Source organism: Sphingomonas sp. (assembly GCF_035555815.1).
Lineage (GTDB): Bacteria > Pseudomonadota > Alphaproteobacteria > Sphingomonadales > Sphingomonadaceae > Sphingomonas.
The window spans coordinates 1-14,336 of record NZ_DATMGG010000020.1; the positions used below are offsets into that span (position 1 = coordinate 1).

Genomic DNA, 14,336 nt, shown 5'->3' on the forward strand with positions numbered 1-14,336 from the left:
CCCGACGCCTTGAACAGCATCTCGGTGGCGGTGGCGCAGCTATCCCAGACATAGGCGGCGTCCGCGTGGAACCGCACCAGATCGGCGGGGACCGCATCGCGCCCCTCGGCATGCATCCGATCCAGCTCGTCCAGCGCGGCCTCGGCGACGCGACGCGCCGAGTCGATCTGCAACCTCGCGTAGCCGACGTTCAGGTGCGTGACGGGCGCGTCCTGCTGCCGCGCGTAGGGCGAATAGGCGATCGGCTTCTTGCCGATGCCCTGTAGGAAGAGCTCGAGCGCGTGCTCGGCCATGCCGACCGCGTTCCCGCTTCCCACCATGACGGAGCGGCCGAGCCCGCCGGGCCTGAGCGGCTCGCCGAGTTGCTTGAGCGCGGCGAGCCGCTCTATCAGGATCTGCGGCGAGCTGAACTGCGCGTCGGGCACGAAGAGCTCGTCCTTGATGACGATGGTGGCGCTGCCGGTGGCCGCCAGCCCCATCGCATCCCAGTCGTCGAGCAGCATATATTGCTCGCGAGGCACGAGGACCATGCCGACCTTCGAATCGTCGGCATCGTCGAGATAGACCGCCAGATAGGCGTGCGAGGCGTGCGCGCTGGCCGTGGCGAAGAACCAGTTGCCCTTCGTCATCCAGCCGCCATCGACCTTTCGGGCGGTGCCGGCCAGACGACGGGTGCTGCCGCCGACCGCGCAGGTGCGGTTTCCGACCCAGGGCGCCTGATAGACGGGGGCGACGACCTGTTCGGGGAAGGCGGCGCTCCACAGATTGCCGCCGGTCGCCGCCCATGTGGTCCAGGAAGTGGCGCCGCAGCCTGATCCGAGCGCCTCGTAGATCCGGAACAGGTCCCGGGCGGAAAAGTCGGCGCCGCCAAACCGCGGCGGCATGGTTATGCCGTAGACCCCGATCGCATCGAGGCGTTCGACCGTATCCTGCGGAACACGCCGCTGACGCTCCGCCTCGGCCTGCTTTTCGCGCAGCCACGGCTGGAGGGCGACAATGTCGCTGATCAGCTCGTCCGCCGCACGCGACGCCTGGGTGTTCTTCGCAAGACCCGGATCCGCTTCAAGCGCAACGCCGTGGGAATTCGCCATGCCGTACCTTTCCATCGATCGCCCCGGTCCATGGCCGTGGCAGGGGCCTTCCCGCCGCTGATCATGCACCAAGCGCGATGGGGCACTAGCATGCGTCGTCACCCCATGTGAAGTAGTCATCAGGAGACCTAGTGATTTAAGCGTTGTCCGCATTTAGGGAGCCCGGTTGAGGTGGTCTCCAGATTCAAGGCTGGTGGGCGAGCCGAGCCGTGAGCAGGCGCACGGTGACGGATGAGCGATGGGAGCGGATCAAGGATCATCTTCCCGCCCGAGCGGGGACGCGGGGGCGCGGGGTGTCGACCACCGGCTGTTCGTGGATGCGATCCTGCGGATGGCAGGCGACTCGGCACGCTGGCGTGATCTGCCGGGGTGTTTGGCAAGTGGAGCGGGGTCCGTGCCCGATTCCGCGCCTTCATCGCCGGCGATCCTGCAGCCGCCGTCCAGATCGAGGCTAATCCCGGCCGCACCAGCACGTCCCCATCGACTGGAGCCTCTGCAAGGAACGCCACCAGGTCGAATGCTTCCCCAACAGCTCAGACGTCTCCGCCGGATTGCCCTGCGCTGCGAGAAACCACCGCCGCCTTCATGCCGCGTCCATCTCGCCATGATCTGGATGCGCTCAATGCAGGCAGCGCCCAGGGCGGATTCCGATCCGATTGCATCGGCTCGGCTGCTCTACGTTTTTTTGATCTAGCGCGTTTTCCTAGTCAGCGGGTGATTCCACCCTCCTGGAAAGCGCGCTAGCCGCCGGCGCGTGCCAGCACCCGCTGCGCCTGCACCAGATGCGGCCGGTCGATCATCTTGCCATCGAGGGTGAGCACGCCGGCGCCGGGATGGTCGGCGAACGCGGCGATCACCGCGCGGGCATGGGCAACCGCCGCGTCGGACGGGGTGAAGGCCGCGTTGATCACCGCGACCTGATCGGGATGGATCGCCATCATGCCGGTGAAGCCGTCGCGCGCGCCCCGCGCGGCATAGGCGGCGAGCCCGTCGAGATCACGGAACCCCGGATAGACCGTCTCGATCGGCGCGACCCCGGCGGCGGCGGCGCCGAACAGGGTGAGCGCGCGCACCGTCTGATAGGGGGCGGTATAGCTGCCGTCGGCCTCGCGCGAGGTTTCGGCGCCGATCGCGGCGGGCAGGTCCTCCGCGCCCCACGTCAGCCCGACGAGGCGATCGGCGACCGCGCGATAGCCGCCGAGCGCGAACACCGCCGCCGGTGTCTCGCTGGCGATCGGCAGGATCGGCGTGGACGCCAGCCCGCGCGCCGCCAGCCGTTCCGCCAGATCCTCGACGCAGGCGGCGCCCTCCGCCTTGGGCAGCATGATGCCGTCGGGATCGGCGGCGGCGACGGCATCCAGATCGGCATCGGCCAGCGCGCCGTCGAGCGGGTTGATCCGCACCAGCAGCGCGACCGTGCGCGGGCCGCGCAGATGCTCGGCCACCGCGTCGCGCGCATAGGGCTTGCGCGCGAGCGCCACCGAATCCTCCAGATCGAGGATCAGCGCGTCGGCGCCGAGGCCGGCGGCCTTGACCATGCGTTCGGGCCGGTCACCGGGCACGAACAGGAGCGAGCGAAGCGGGGGGAGGACGTTGGCCATCGCCGGGCTGTCGTCCAGCGCCGCCGGCCGGTCAAGGGCGCGGGCGCGGCGCCGCCGTTCCCGGCGGCCGGCCGCGCCGCGCAGCCGGGCCAAATTTACGATTTGTCATAATTTTCCGGGCCATAGCAGGGTCATGGACGCCCACTTCACCATCGATGTCGATCCCGAACGCGATCTGGTCCGCATCGCCATGGACGGATTCTTCAACCTGGCCGATATCGATCGGTTCCTGGAAGCGCGCGCCGAGGCGCACAAGGCGCTGACCTGCGCGCCCAACGCCCATCTGACGATCAATGACCTGCGCGGCATGAAGATCCAGTCGAAGGACTCGGTCGCGCGATTCGGCGCGCTGCTCGCCGGACCCGAATATCGTTCGCGCCGGCTGGCGTTCGTGGTTGGTCCGACGCTGGCGCGCGGCCAGCTCGCGCGGCTGATCACCCATCGCACCGCGCGATGCTTCGATACGCCGGCGATCGCCGAGGCGTGGCTGTTCGACGAAAGCGGGCAGGTCTCCGACGCCGCCTAGGTTGACGGCCCAGGCCGATCGCCATTCACGAATATCAGCGGCGGATGCGCGCCGTTTTGGGTCTCATCCCGGACTTGATCCGGGGTTACGGACCGCAGAGCCGCCGCTTGTGGCTCTGGGGAGGATGCAGCAAAGGACCGCTGCCGCTTGAATGTCGATCCGCCCTAGATCAGCCGCAGTCCGGCCAGCCCGGTCACGATCCCGACCCCGACCAGCAGCGCGCCACCGAGGATCGACAGCGCGGGGAGCGGCAGCGCGCGCCAGCCGCGTTCGCCCAGCGTCACCGCGGCGACGCCCAGCACCACCGCCCCGATCGTCGCGCCGATCCCGGCCAGCGTCGGTTCGGGCCCGCGCACCGCGAGCGCGAAGGTGATGAAGGTGGTGCGATCGCCCAGCGCCGCGCCGATCATCGCGACGAACGTCGTCGCGCGTCCGCCCGTGCACCGCTCGACCCGCGGCGGCCCGGCGCGCAGGAGCGCCCCGACCCCGCCGGCGATCAGCGCGAGTGCGAGCAGCAACGCGCGGGCGTTGGCGGTGAGCAGCGGCGCCACCACCCACGCGCCCGTTACCGCGATAGCGGCGGCGGCGGCATGGGCGACGACCAGCGTCACGATCGCCCACCGGCCACGATAGCGATCGCCGATCCGCGCCGCGATCATCGCCGGCCGATCGCCGACGCCCGCGACCAGCGCGGCGATCAGCGCGGGAACCAATGCTTCCACAGGATCGAGATCAGGCGCCGAGCCGCACGGTGCAGGCGGCGGCAAAGGCCTCACAGGTGCGCGCGTCGTTCGATTCGCAACCGATCGCGTCGCGCAGGATCGCCAGCCAGCCATCGACCAGCGGGCCGCGCTCGCCGCGTCCCAACGCCGACAGGATCGCATGGACGACGGTGACGGCGGGCCGGATGCCCTGCGCCACCGCGATTCGGCGGATCTGCTCAAGCTCGTCGGCGAGATCGCCGGCACCGACATGGCGCGCGCGAAACCCGATCGCGTCGATTCGCGACGCAAGATCGAGACGGATGCGGTCGGTCATGCGCGGTTCCCCCGAAATACCACGTCGCCGGTGTATCGGCGACGTGGTTAACATCGCGTAAACTGCGGGTTCGCTTGACAAGCGCGGCGCCATCGGCCATGCGCCCGCTTCTGTTCGGCGGCGGCTCTTTATCCGGGCGCGCCGCTTTCTTTTTTACGCTGTTCGAGAGTTTGGGGCCATGGCCAAGCCGACTACCGTCAAGATCAAGCTGGTCAGCACCGCTGACACCGGTTTCTTCTACGTCACCAAGAAGAATCCGCGCACCCAGACCGAGAAGTTCAGCTTCCGCAAGTACGATCCGGTCGTGCGCAAGCACGTCGAGTTCAAGGAAGCCAAGATCAAGTAACCGGCGCCAAGGCGCCTGTTACGCAGACCCCGGCGCAGGCCGGGGTCCAGGGCCGCGAGCGCAAGCTTCGCGGCTTTTCGTATTTTCCGGCCTCCGACTTTTCTACCCCACCGTGTCCGCATCCGGGACCGGCGCATCGGGGATCAGCCCGCGCACTTCCTCGATGAAGCGCATCACCGAGATCGGCTTGGAAACATAGGCGTTGGCGCCGGCGGCGCGAATGCGGTCCTCGTCCTCGCGTCCGGCATAGGCGGTCACCGCCATCACCGGCACCGCGCGCAGGCGCGGATCGCGGCGCATCTGGCCGATCAGTTCCAGCCCGCTGACATGCGGCAGCTGGATGTCCATCACCACCAGGTCCGGCTCGAACGCGCGGGCGCGCGCCACCGCCTCGCGCGCGTCGCGCACCGGCTCCGCCGCATAGCCGTGCGCCCGCAGCAGATCGCAGAACAGCTTGAGATTGAGTTCGTTGTCCTCGACAACGAGCACCCTTTTTGCCACGCGCTTCACCACCCCTTCCCACGTGATTTACGCAATGCCCGCCGATGATACAAACGATGCCGCGATCGCGCTCCAGGCACTGGCGTGGACGCTCGGCGATCCCGCCCGCGCCGAGCGGCTGCTGGCGGTGACCGGTCTCACGCCGGCGGCGCTGCGCGCGGGTGCGGGCGAACCGGCGACGCTGGCGGCGGTGCTGGGGTTCCTGGAAGCGCACGAACCCGATCTGGTCGCCTGCGCCGCCGCGACCGATACCAATCCCGCGACCTTGGTCGCCGTCCGCCACAGGCTCGAATCATGAACCGTCCGCTGCTGATCACCGATTGTGATGAGGTGCTGCTGCACATGGTGCGCCACTTCGGCGTGTGGCTGCGCGAGCACCACGACATCGCCTTCGACGCGGGCGAGGGACGATTCGCGATGGCCCGGCCCGACGGCAACGAGGTGCCGGATGCGGAGAAATGGGCATTGCTCAACGGGTTTTTCCCCGCCGAAATGGCCCGCCAGACGCTGGTGCCGCACGCGCGTGAGGCGCTGGAGCGTCTTGGCCGCGACGCCGATATCGTCGTCCTCACCAACCTGGGCGATCATTGCCGCGACGCGCGGATCGCCCAGCTCGCCGAACACGGCATCGCGCACCGCGTCGAGACCAACCAGGGCGGCAAGGGCGATCCGGTCGCGCGACTGGTCGCCGAATATGCCCCCAGCGTGACGGTGTTCGTCGACGATCTGCACGTCCACCACGAATCGGTCGCGCGGCACAGCCCGGGCGTCCACCGGCTCCACATGGTCTCCGAACCCGAACTGGCGCCGCGCGTCAGCCCCGCCGCGCACGCGCATGCGCGCATCGACGACTGGCGCGACGCCGCCGACTGGATCGCCGCGCGCTTCGCCGCCGGCCTGCCCGCCCCCGATTCCACCCCCACCGAAGGAACACGACCATGACGATCGCGATCGACCGCAAGCTGGAGGAACTCGGCCTGACGCTGCCCGAAGCGGCGGCACCGATCGCCGCCTATGTCGCCACGGTGGAGGCCGGCGGGCTGCTCCACATTTCGGGCCAGCTGCCGTTCAACGACGGCGTGGTGATGACCGGGCGGATCGGCGAGGACAAGGACGTCGCCTATGGCCAGGACGCGGCGCAACGCTGCGCGCTGATGCTGGTGGCGCAGATCAAGGCCGCGCTCGGCAGCCTCGATCGCGTCGACCGCATCGTCAAGCTGGGCGTGTTCATCAACAGCGCGCCCGATTTCATCCAGCAGCCGCAGGTCGCCAACGGCGCCTCGGAACTGATGCTGGCGCTGTTCGGCGATGCCGGCCGACACGCCCGCAGCGCGGTGGGCGTGCCCGCGCTGCCGCGTGGCGCGGCGGTCGAGATCGACGCGATCATCGCGGTGCGCCCGGCCGCGCTCGACTGAGGATCAACGCTTCGCCCGGCGGTGACAGTCGCCGCCGGGCGGGCACGATCAGGCCACCCAGCCGGCCAGGTCGGGCTGCTCGCCGATCAGCGCGAGGCCGTGGGCGATCGAGGTCAGTTCGCCCCCCGTCGCGATCCGTTCCGTGCCGAACCGCCGGTCGAACACCGCGCGGATCGCCGGGATCAGCGACGAACCGCCGGTCAGGAACACCCGGTCGATCGCGGCGGCGGCGATCCCGGCGCGGGCCAGCGCCGCATCCATCGCGCCCTCGATCCGGCGCAGGTCGTCGACAATCCATTGCTCGAAATCGGCGCGGCGCACCTCGGCGGCAATCTCGACCCCACCACCCGAGAAGCGGAATTCGGCCCGGTCGTCGCTCGACAGCGCGCGCTTGAGCCGGCCGACCGCGTCGTACAGCGGAAAGCCCTGTTCGTGCTCGATCAGCGCGATCATCCGCCCGATCGGCTCGGGCTCGACCGCGTCGCGCTGGAGCCGGCGCAGTTCGTCGAGCGTGCGGCGGTTGCGCATCATCGCCAGGCGCGACCAGTCGGCGAAGTCGACGAAATAGCCGCCGGGAATCGGCAACAGCTTGCCGAACGAGCGGTAGCTGCCGCCCTTGCCGAGCATCGGCAGCACCAGCCGGTCGACGATGCGCTGGTCGAACCGGTCGCCGGCGATGCCGACGCCCGAGGATGCGATCGGCACGCAGCGGCGCTCCGCCCCCGGCTCCGCCACCCGGACGATCGAGAAATCGGTGGTGCCGCCGCCGAAATCCGCGACCAGGATCGTCGCCGGCTCGGTCAGCCGCGCGGCATAGCTGTACGCGGCGCCAAGCGGTTCGTAGACATAGTGAAGCTCGACCCCGAATTCGGCCAGCATCAGGTCGTAGCGTTGGCGCGCCAGCGCCGGATCGGGCCGCGCGCCGGCATATTCGACCGGCCGGCCGACGATCACCCGGCGCGGGCGCGTGTCGAGTTGTCCGCCGGCATGGGCGACCAGCCGCTGGAGGAACAGCCGCCCGAGATCCTCGAAGCGGAACGGCTTGCCGAAGATCTGCGCGCGTTCGAACAGCGGGCTGGCGGCGACGGTCTTGAACGACTGGATGAAGCGGCTGTCGAGCGGCGACTGGAGATATTCGGCGATCGCCCACGGCCCGCCTTCATGCGCGATGCCGTTCCAGCCGCGCTCCTCCTCCCAGCAGCACAGCGCCGATCGGAACACCGCGCCGGTCGCCTCTTCCCCGGCGAACTCCACCAGCCGAGAATCGCCGCTGCCGTCGGCCAATGCGACGACGGTGTTGGTGGTGCCGAAATCGAGCCCGAGCGCGCCCGCCGCCGTGTCGCCGTTCACGACATTGCTCCTGTGTCGGTTCTTGAGGGGTGCCGGCACGCGGCCGGGCGGCGCCTATGGCAGCGCCCGGCTCAAACCACAACCCGCCGCGCCGGCGGCGCCGCGGCGACGACAAAGGCGACGGCGGTGCCGATGCACAGCTGGAACGGAAAGGCGAGGTGGCGCAGCGCCGCCGGCAGCCCGATCGCGGTGGCGATCGCCGGCTGGAGCAGCAGCACGACGACGAAGCCGGCGCCGAGCGCCGCGATCACCGATCCGGTCGTCCCCCGCCGGGTGAACAGCACGGTGAAATAGACCCCGAGCAGCCCGGCATAGGCGAACACCATCACCTGCAACGCGAATTCGAGCAGGCCGAGCCGGGCATAATGCTGCCAGTAGAAGGACAGCACCGCCACCACCAGCATCGCCACGCCGATCACCCCCATGCCGGCGCGCCCGGCCTGCACGAAATGATGCTCCGCCACCGCGCCGCGCCGTTCGCGCCACGGGCGGTAGAAATCCTCGATCAGCACCGACGACATCGCGTTGAGCGCGGAATTGGTGGTGGCGACGGCGGCGGCCATGATCCCGGCGGTGACCAGCCCGCGCAGCCCCGGCGGGGCCTGGTTCAGGATATAGTGCATGAAGATGCTGATCTTCTCGCCACCGAATGCCGCGCCGGCGCTGGCGGTGGCGCCGCCCATCAGCTCGGGCCGGTCGTAGAAGATGTGGAGCATCAGCCCGATCGCGATGAAGATCGCCACCACCGGCACCGTCGCGAACACCGACAGATACAGGCTGCGCGCGCCGGTGCGGGCGTCGCGGCAGGCGAGCAACCGCTGAGTCGTGTCCTGGTCCAGCCCCGACGAGGCGATGTAGAGCAGCGCGATCCCGGTGACGATCGCCAGCAGCGAGAACGGCCGCGACAGATCGGTCGACAGGTCGAACAGCCGCAGCTTGTCGACGCCGCCGGGGGCGTGGCTCAGCCCGGCCAAGATCTCCGCATTGGTCGCCGGGATCGCCAGCCGCAGCACCACCAGCACGGTGATCGCCGCGCCGACCATGATCGCGAACTGGACCAGGTCGATCCACAGCACCGAACGCAGCCCGCCGACGAAGGTCGACAGGAAGCTGGCGACCACCAGCACGGCGGCGGCGATCAGGATGGTGGTGCCGCTGACGGTGGAGGTCATCACCATCGCGATCGCGATCGCGGCGAGGTAGACGCGCGCGCCATTGGCGAGCACGCGGCCGAGCAGAAACATCGCCCCCGCCCAGCGAGTCGCGCGCGCATCGAATCTTTGCGTCAGCAGCTCATAGACCGTGCTGACGCGCGCGGCATAGAATCGCGGGATCAGCACCCGCGCGACAAAGACCGCACCGATCAGCCCGCCCAGGTTGGTACCCAGGTAGGTCAGATCGCCGTGATAGCCGAAATCCGGCCCGCCGAGGAACGTCGCGGCGGATTGCGTCGCCGACAGCACCGACACCGCCGCCAGCCACGCCGGCACCGTGCCGCCCGCCAGGAAATAGTCGCGCGCGGTGCCGGTATGGCGCGGCATGAACAGCCACGCCCCGCCCGCCAGCAGCGCGAAATAGGCGAGGATCACCGCCCAGTCGACGGCACCGAACGGCAATGTCACGCTGTTCCCTCCCCCAATCGCGCGCCGGTCAATACAACAGGTAGCGCGCGCGTCGCGCCTTGAACCGGTCCAGCTCGGGCTGCCATCCAGCGACGATCGCGCGCGGATCATCGCCAGCCTTGATCCGGTCGAACACCGCGCGGTTGCGCAGCAGCCGGTCGACCTTGTCGATCTCGAACGCGGTGCCGTAGAGCTTCCACAGCGCCGCGACCGCCTCCACCCCCAGCGCCGGCGCGTCGAGCGCGTCGCGGTCGTGGACGATCACCTCGACCCCTTCGACGCGCCGGCCGATGTGCGGGTAATATTTGTCGCCCGCGGGCACATAGGCGACGGCGAGGAAGCTGACCCCGGCGATCGCGCGCCCGTTCAGATAAGCGGCCAGCTCGACCCCCTTGATCCACGGCGCGCCGAACCGCAGGAAAGGCGCGTCGGCCGGTCCCTTGATGTTGACGTTGGTGCCCTCGATCAGCGCGGTGCCGGCATAGGCAGCCGCCTGCGTCACGCTGCGCAGGTTGGGCGACGGGTTGACCCACAGCAGTCCGGTATCGTCGTACCAGTCGCCGCGCTTCCATCCGGTCATGCGGATCACGGTCAGCCGCGCGCCGATCCGGCCTTCGTCGTTGAACATGCCGGCCAGCTCGCCCAGCGTCATGCCCGGCCGCATCGGTTCGGAATGCGGCGTGGTGTAATCCTCCAGCCCCGGCGTCGACACCGGCCCCTGCACCGCGACGCCGGTGATCGGGTTGGGCCGATCGAGCAGGATCACCTCGACCCCATGCGCGGCGGCGGCCTGGAGGAAATATTTGGTCAGCGTCTGGAACGTCCAGTAGCGCACCCCGACGTCCTGCAGGTCGATCACCACCGCATCCAGGCCGGCAAGCTGCGCGGCGCTCGGTCGCTTGTCGGCCTCCTGCGCGCCATAAAGGCTGACGATCGGCAGCCCGCTCGCGCGATCCTTGTGGTCGTCGATCGCATAGTCATCGACCGTCGCGTCGATGCCATGCTCGCCGCTGAACAGCCGCACCACCTCCAGCCCCGGCACGGCGGCGCGCGCGTCATTGCGCAGCACGTCGATGGTGCGGCGGCCCTGCCCGTCGATGCTGACCGGATTGGCGAGGATGCCCAGCCGCAGCCGCCCGCCGTGGCGCGCGGCGATCTTCAGCAGCGGCGCGAACTGCTGGTCCTCGAGCACGTCGATGCCGGTACGGACCTGCGCGGCGGCGGCGGGGACGACGGCGAACAGCACCGCGAGCAACAGGAGAAACCGTCGGATCATGGTTGCCGTGTCCTTGCGTCCAGCGCGGCCAGCACCGCGTCGTGGATCGCCGGCCGCGCCTGATTGATCAGCAGATTCTCGCGGGTCGGATTGACCCGGTTGGTCAGCAGGATGACGAAGGCGTCCCGATCGGGATCGATGTAGATCGACGTGCCGGTGAAGCCGGTATGCATGATCGCGCGGGCGCTGGCGCGCGTGCCGGCCCAGCCGCCATCGTCGGGCGGCATATCCCAGCCGAGCGCGCGGGTGCTGCCGGGCGGCACACCCTGCCGCTGGCTGAACAGGGCGATCGTCTCCGGCCGGATCAGCTGCTTCCCGCCGGCGCGGCCGTGATCGAGATACAGCCTGGCGAACCGCGACAGGTCACGCGCGGTGGAGAACAGCCCGGCGTGGCCGGCGACGCCGCCCATCAGGAACGCATTCTCGTCATGCACCACGCCGCGCACCAGCGTGTGGCGCAACTGGTCGTCCTGTTCGGTCGGGGCGATGCGGGAAAGGCGCGCGCCGGACGGGCGGAACCCGGTGTCGGTCATGCCGAGCGGACCGAACACATTCGCCTGCACGAACCGGTCGAGCGGCTCGCCGGTAATCCGCTCGACGATCTCCCCCATCAGGATGATGTTGAAATCCTGATAGCGGAACACGGTGCCGGGCGGATCGCCGACCGCCAGGCGGTCGATCCGGGCAAGGATGCCCTGCCGGTCGCCGGCCTGCCGCCAGAACAGCCCCGACGCCGTCAGGCCGGAACTGTGGGTGAGCAACTGGCGCACGGTGATCGCGTCATGCCCGGCGGCGCCCCCGAACGCGGGCAGATAGCGCACCACCGGCGCGTCGAGATCGAGCCGGCCCCGGTCGTAGAGGATCGCGGCGGCGGTGGTCGTCGCGACCACCTTGGTCAGCGAGGCGAGATCGAAGATCGCGTCGGCGGGCATCGGCGGCGCGCGGGGCGCGGCCTCGATCCGGCCGAACGCACGCAATGCGATCAGTCGGTCATGACGCCCGACCGCGAGCACGGCGCCGGGAAAGGCGCCCTTCGCGACGAAATCGTCGACCACGGCAAACGCACCGTCCAGCCGCGCGCCGGCAGCCGCGGGCACCGGCACCGGCGTGGGCGCGCTCGACGGCACGCCCGCCGGGACGGGCTGGCCGCCCGCCAGCAGCACGACAGCGGCCGCCGGCCACCAAAGGCGCCTGATCGCGACCGTTTTCCCGCCCCCCTTTGCGCCGCTGTTTCGGCACGCAGAATGATCGCGCCCGGCACGTCGGGTCAAGGGCCCGGCACCTGGCGCGGTCCCCCGCCATCGGGGGCCGCGCCGGGGGCGCTCGCGCATCAGCACTGCGACCGCGCCACCTATCGCACAGCCACGCCGCGCGGCGCGCGGTGCCGGGTCAGGCGATATGCACCGCCCGGGTCACCATGTGCGCCAGCACGCCCTCCGGCCCGTCCTCCGATCCGAAGCCCGATTCCTTGACCCCGCCGAAGGGCGCGTCGGGCCAGGTCGCACGGACCTGGTTGATCATCAGCATCCCCGATTCGATCGAGTCGCCGAGCAGGTTCTGGCGGCGCCCGTTCTCCGTGAAACAATAGGCGGCGAGGCCGAACGGCAGGCGGTTGGCCTGTTCGATCGCATCGTCGACGGTGGCGAACGGACGCAGCAACGCGACCGGGCCGAACGGCTCGTCGTTCATCGCCTTCGCGTCCAGCGGCACGTCGGCGATCACGGTCGGCGAGAAGAAGAAGCCGCCGCCGTCGCCCGGCGCGCCGCCGGCCAGCACGCGCGCGCCGGCGCTGCGCGCGTCCTCGACCAGCGCGGCGATCGCCTCCGGCCGGCGCGGATTGGCCATCGGCCCCATCTGGCTGGCCGCGTCGAGCCCGTCGCCGACCTTCAGCGCACGGGTGCGTTCGGCGAAGCCCTTGGCGAACGCTTCGTAGATGCCCTCCTGCACGTGGAAGCGCGTCGGCGCGATGCACACCTGCCCGGCGTTGCGGAACTTGTGCGCGACCAGCGTGTCGAGCGTCTTGTCGAGGTCGCAATCGTCGAACACCAACACCGGCGCGTGGCCGCCCAGCTCCATCGTCATCCGCATCACAGAGTCGGCGGCGAGCTTCATCAGCTGCTTGCCGACCGGTACCGATCCGGTGAAGCTCAGCTTGCGGGTGACCGGCGAGGCGAGCAGGTGGCGCGACACCATGTCCGGCACGCCGAACACGATCTGCGCGACATCGCCGGGCAGGCCGGCGTCGATGAAGCAGCGCATCACCTCGATCGCGCTGCCCGGGGTCTCCTCGCTCGGCTTCAGGATGATCGAACAGCCCGCCGCGATCGCCGGTCCCAGCTTGCGCGCGACGTTGAGCGCCGGGAAGTTCCACGCGCAGAACGCCGCGACCGGGCCGACCGGCTGGTGCAGCACCAGGCTGCGCATCCCCGCCGGGCGCATCAGCACGCGGCCATAGACGCGCACCGCCTCGCCCGCGTGGAAATCGAGCAGGCCGGCCGCGCCGATCACCTCGCCGCGCGCCTCGGCCAGCGGCTTGCCCTGTTCGATCGTCGCGATCCGCGCGATATGGTCGGCCCGTTCGCGCAGCAGCGCCGCCGCCTTGCGCAATACATCCCCGCGCGCCTCGGGCGCGACCGCGCGCCACGCGCGGAAACCGCGATCCGCCGCCTCCAGCGCGCGATCGAGATCGGCCGCGTTCGCCAGCGGGACTTCGCCGATCGCGTCGCCGGTCACCGGATTGAGCACCGGCTGGACATCGCGCCCCTCGCCCGAATGCCAGGCGCCGTCGATGTAAAGGCCGAGCGTGGTCGAATAATCCATGGTGTCAGGCTCCCGCAGGCGTTGGCGCGACCGGTCGCCGTCAGGCCACGCGCTCGAACAGCCTGTCAGTTAGTCCGACCGCCGCCCGGCGCAACCCCATTCGTGACTCGCCCGGCGGCGGGTGGCGGCAAATCGCGCGGCCGTCCTTGACCCGGTCGGTCCAAGGCGGTCTGGTGCCGCCCGATGATCAGTCTGCGCCATATCGAAATCTTTCATGCCGTCTATCAGGCCGGCTCGATCAGCGGGGCGGCGCGGATGCTGCGCGTGTCGCAGCCGTCGGTCAGCAAGGTGCTGCGCCACGCCGAGACGCTGATCGGCTTTTCGCTGTTCCAGGTGGTCAAGGGCCGGCTGGTGCCGACCGAGGAAGCGCACCTGCTGTTCGCCGACGCGCATGAGGTCCAGGACCGGGTCGACGTGCTGAAGGAGGCGATCGGCAACCTGCGGCGCGGCGGCGACGGCCACCTGCGGCTGGCGGTGCTCCACTCGCTCGGGCTCGATTTCATCCCGGCGGCGGTGTCCGCGTTCCGCGCGCGGCACCCGCTGGTGTCGTTCGACATCCGCACCGATCACAGCCGGGAGATCATCGGCACGTTGTACGAGCGCGCCTGCGACCTGGCGATCTGCTTCGACGTGCCGCCGCGCCCGCGCCTGACCAGCGTGCGGCTTGGCGCTGCCGAACTGGTGCTGCTGTTCCACCGCGCCGACTGGCCCGACGCGCCGCCGCTCATCGCGCCGGACATGCTGCACGGG

The 14,336-nt window shown here is 69.9% G+C and carries 16 protein-coding genes; 6 read left to right on the top strand and 10 right to left on the bottom strand.

All coding sequences use genetic code 11. The annotated features are described in order from the left end of the window. The coding region (locus tag VNR91_RS01060) for an acyl-CoA dehydrogenase family protein (RefSeq protein ID WP_325488944.1) at positions 1 to 1,091 on the bottom strand (1,091 nt) is incomplete at its 3' end. Positions 1,092 to 1,831: 740 nt separating this feature from the next. Then, positions 1,832 to 2,692: a CoA ester lyase gene (locus VNR91_RS01070; RefSeq protein ID WP_325488945.1), complete on the bottom strand. Its 861-nt coding sequence runs from the start codon at positions 2,690 to 2,692 to the stop codon at positions 1,832 to 1,834. Between the two features lie 133 nt (positions 2,693 to 2,825). Here VNR91_RS01070 and VNR91_RS01075 point away from each other — a divergent pair, with 133 nt between their 5' ends. After that, entirely contained in the window at positions 2,826 to 3,218 is a 393-nt protein-coding gene (locus VNR91_RS01075) for a hypothetical protein (RefSeq protein WP_325488946.1), read from the top strand. A gap of 164 nt (positions 3,219 to 3,382) precedes the next feature. Here the strand turns inward: VNR91_RS01075 and VNR91_RS01080 are convergent, their stop codons facing one another. Both VNR91_RS01080 and VNR91_RS01085 read right to left on the bottom strand, forming a co-directional pair. After that, positions 3,383 to 3,931 carry a TMEM165/GDT1 family protein gene (locus VNR91_RS01080; protein ID WP_325488947.1) on the bottom strand — a complete coding sequence of 183 codons (549 nt, stop codon included), beginning with the start codon at positions 3,929 to 3,931 and terminating at the stop codon, positions 3,383 to 3,385. Between the two features lie 19 nt (positions 3,932 to 3,950). Next, the gene (locus tag VNR91_RS01085) at positions 3,951 to 4,256 is read right to left on the bottom strand and encodes a hypothetical protein (protein ID WP_325488948.1); all 306 of its coding nucleotides are present in this window, start codon (positions 4,254 to 4,256) and stop codon (positions 3,951 to 3,953) included. Between the two features lie 178 nt (positions 4,257 to 4,434). Between VNR91_RS01085 and rpmG the strand changes: the two genes are divergently transcribed. After that, positions 4,435 to 4,602: a 50S ribosomal protein L33 gene (rpmG, locus tag VNR91_RS01090; protein WP_025560997.1), complete on the top strand. Its 168-nt coding sequence runs from the start codon at positions 4,435 to 4,437 to the stop codon at positions 4,600 to 4,602. Positions 4,603 to 4,704: 102 nt separating this feature from the next. Here the strand turns inward: rpmG and VNR91_RS01095 are convergent, their stop codons facing one another. Further along, positions 4,705 to 5,103 carry a response regulator gene (locus VNR91_RS01095; protein ID WP_325488949.1) on the bottom strand — a complete coding sequence of 133 codons (399 nt, stop codon included), beginning with the start codon at positions 5,101 to 5,103 and terminating at the stop codon, positions 4,705 to 4,707. A gap of 34 nt (positions 5,104 to 5,137) precedes the next feature. Here VNR91_RS01095 and VNR91_RS01100 point away from each other — a divergent pair, with 34 nt between their 5' ends. Genes VNR91_RS01100 through VNR91_RS01110 form a run of 3 tightly spaced genes read left to right on the top strand, consistent with a single transcriptional unit; the run spans position 5,138 to position 6,518 of the window. Next, positions 5,138 to 5,401: a DUF3572 domain-containing protein gene (locus VNR91_RS01100; protein ID WP_325488958.1), complete on the top strand. Its 264-nt coding sequence runs from the start codon at positions 5,138 to 5,140 to the stop codon at positions 5,399 to 5,401. After that, the gene (locus VNR91_RS01105) at positions 5,398 to 6,045 is read left to right on the top strand and encodes an HAD family hydrolase (protein WP_325488950.1); all 648 of its coding nucleotides are present in this window, start codon (positions 5,398 to 5,400) and stop codon (positions 6,043 to 6,045) included. The genes VNR91_RS01100 and VNR91_RS01105 overlap by 4 nt, the downstream gene beginning before the upstream one ends. Next, entirely contained in the window at positions 6,042 to 6,518 is a 477-nt protein-coding gene (locus VNR91_RS01110; RefSeq protein ID WP_325488951.1) for a RidA family protein, read from the top strand. The genes VNR91_RS01105 and VNR91_RS01110 overlap by 4 nt, the downstream gene beginning before the upstream one ends. A 48-nt stretch (positions 6,519 to 6,566) precedes the next feature. Here VNR91_RS01110 and VNR91_RS01115 read toward each other — a convergent pair whose 3' ends face one another. The 5 genes from VNR91_RS01115 to VNR91_RS01135 all read right to left on the bottom strand — a co-directional run bounded on the left by VNR91_RS01115 (position 6,567) and on the right by VNR91_RS01135 (position 13,586). Next, positions 6,567 to 7,868, bottom strand: coding sequence for an Hsp70 family protein (locus tag VNR91_RS01115; RefSeq protein ID WP_325488952.1), 1,302 nt, complete (start codon positions 7,866 to 7,868; stop codon positions 6,567 to 6,569). Between the two features lie 71 nt (positions 7,869 to 7,939). Further along, entirely contained in the window at positions 7,940 to 9,490 is a 1,551-nt protein-coding gene (locus VNR91_RS01120) for a sodium:solute symporter family transporter (protein WP_325488953.1), read from the bottom strand. A 28-nt stretch (positions 9,491 to 9,518) separates the two neighbouring features. Next, positions 9,519 to 10,766 carry a DUF1343 domain-containing protein gene (locus tag VNR91_RS01125; RefSeq protein ID WP_325488954.1) on the bottom strand — a complete coding sequence of 416 codons (1,248 nt, stop codon included), beginning with the start codon at positions 10,764 to 10,766 and terminating at the stop codon, positions 9,519 to 9,521. Next, positions 10,763 to 11,929, bottom strand: a complete 1,167-nt coding sequence (locus tag VNR91_RS01130; RefSeq protein ID WP_325488955.1) for a serine hydrolase domain-containing protein — start codon at positions 11,927 to 11,929, stop codon at positions 10,763 to 10,765. Before VNR91_RS01130 ends, VNR91_RS01125 begins: the two co-directional genes overlap by 4 nt. 226 nt (positions 11,930 to 12,155) lie before the next feature. Beyond that, on the bottom strand, positions 12,156 to 13,586 hold the full coding sequence (locus VNR91_RS01135) for an NAD-dependent succinate-semialdehyde dehydrogenase (protein ID WP_325488956.1): 1,431 nt from the start codon (positions 13,584 to 13,586) through the stop codon (positions 12,156 to 12,158). A 183-nt stretch (positions 13,587 to 13,769) separates the two neighbouring features. Here VNR91_RS01135 and VNR91_RS01140 point away from each other — a divergent pair. Continuing rightward, the coding region (locus VNR91_RS01140) for a LysR family transcriptional regulator (RefSeq protein WP_325488957.1) at positions 13,770 to 14,336 on the top strand (567 nt) is incomplete at its 3' end.

Coding starts and splice junctions, on each gene's coding strand:
- VNR91_RS01135 (WP_325488956.1), bottom strand. CDS start 13,586: ATGGATTATTCGACCACGCTCGGCCTTTACATCGACGGCGCCTGGCAT.
- VNR91_RS01125 (WP_325488954.1), bottom strand. CDS start 10,766: ATGATCCGACGGTTTCTCCTGTTGCTCGCGGTGCTGTTCGCCGTCGTC.
- VNR91_RS01110 (WP_325488951.1), top strand. CDS start 6,042: ATGACGATCGCGATCGACCGCAAGCTGGAGGAACTCGGCCTGACGCTG.
- VNR91_RS01070 (WP_325488945.1), bottom strand. CDS start 2,692: ATGGCCAACGTCCTCCCCCCGCTTCGCTCGCTCCTGTTCGTGCCCGGT.
- VNR91_RS01105 (WP_325488950.1), top strand. CDS start 5,398: ATGAACCGTCCGCTGCTGATCACCGATTGTGATGAGGTGCTGCTGCAC.
- VNR91_RS01085 (WP_325488948.1), bottom strand. CDS start 4,256: ATGACCGACCGCATCCGTCTCGATCTTGCGTCGCGAATCGACGCGATC.
- VNR91_RS01075 (WP_325488946.1), top strand. CDS start 2,826: ATGGACGCCCACTTCACCATCGATGTCGATCCCGAACGCGATCTGGTC.
- rpmG (WP_025560997.1), top strand. CDS start 4,435: ATGGCCAAGCCGACTACCGTCAAGATCAAGCTGGTCAGCACCGCTGAC.
- VNR91_RS01100 (WP_325488958.1), top strand. CDS start 5,138: ATGCCCGCCGATGATACAAACGATGCCGCGATCGCGCTCCAGGCACTG.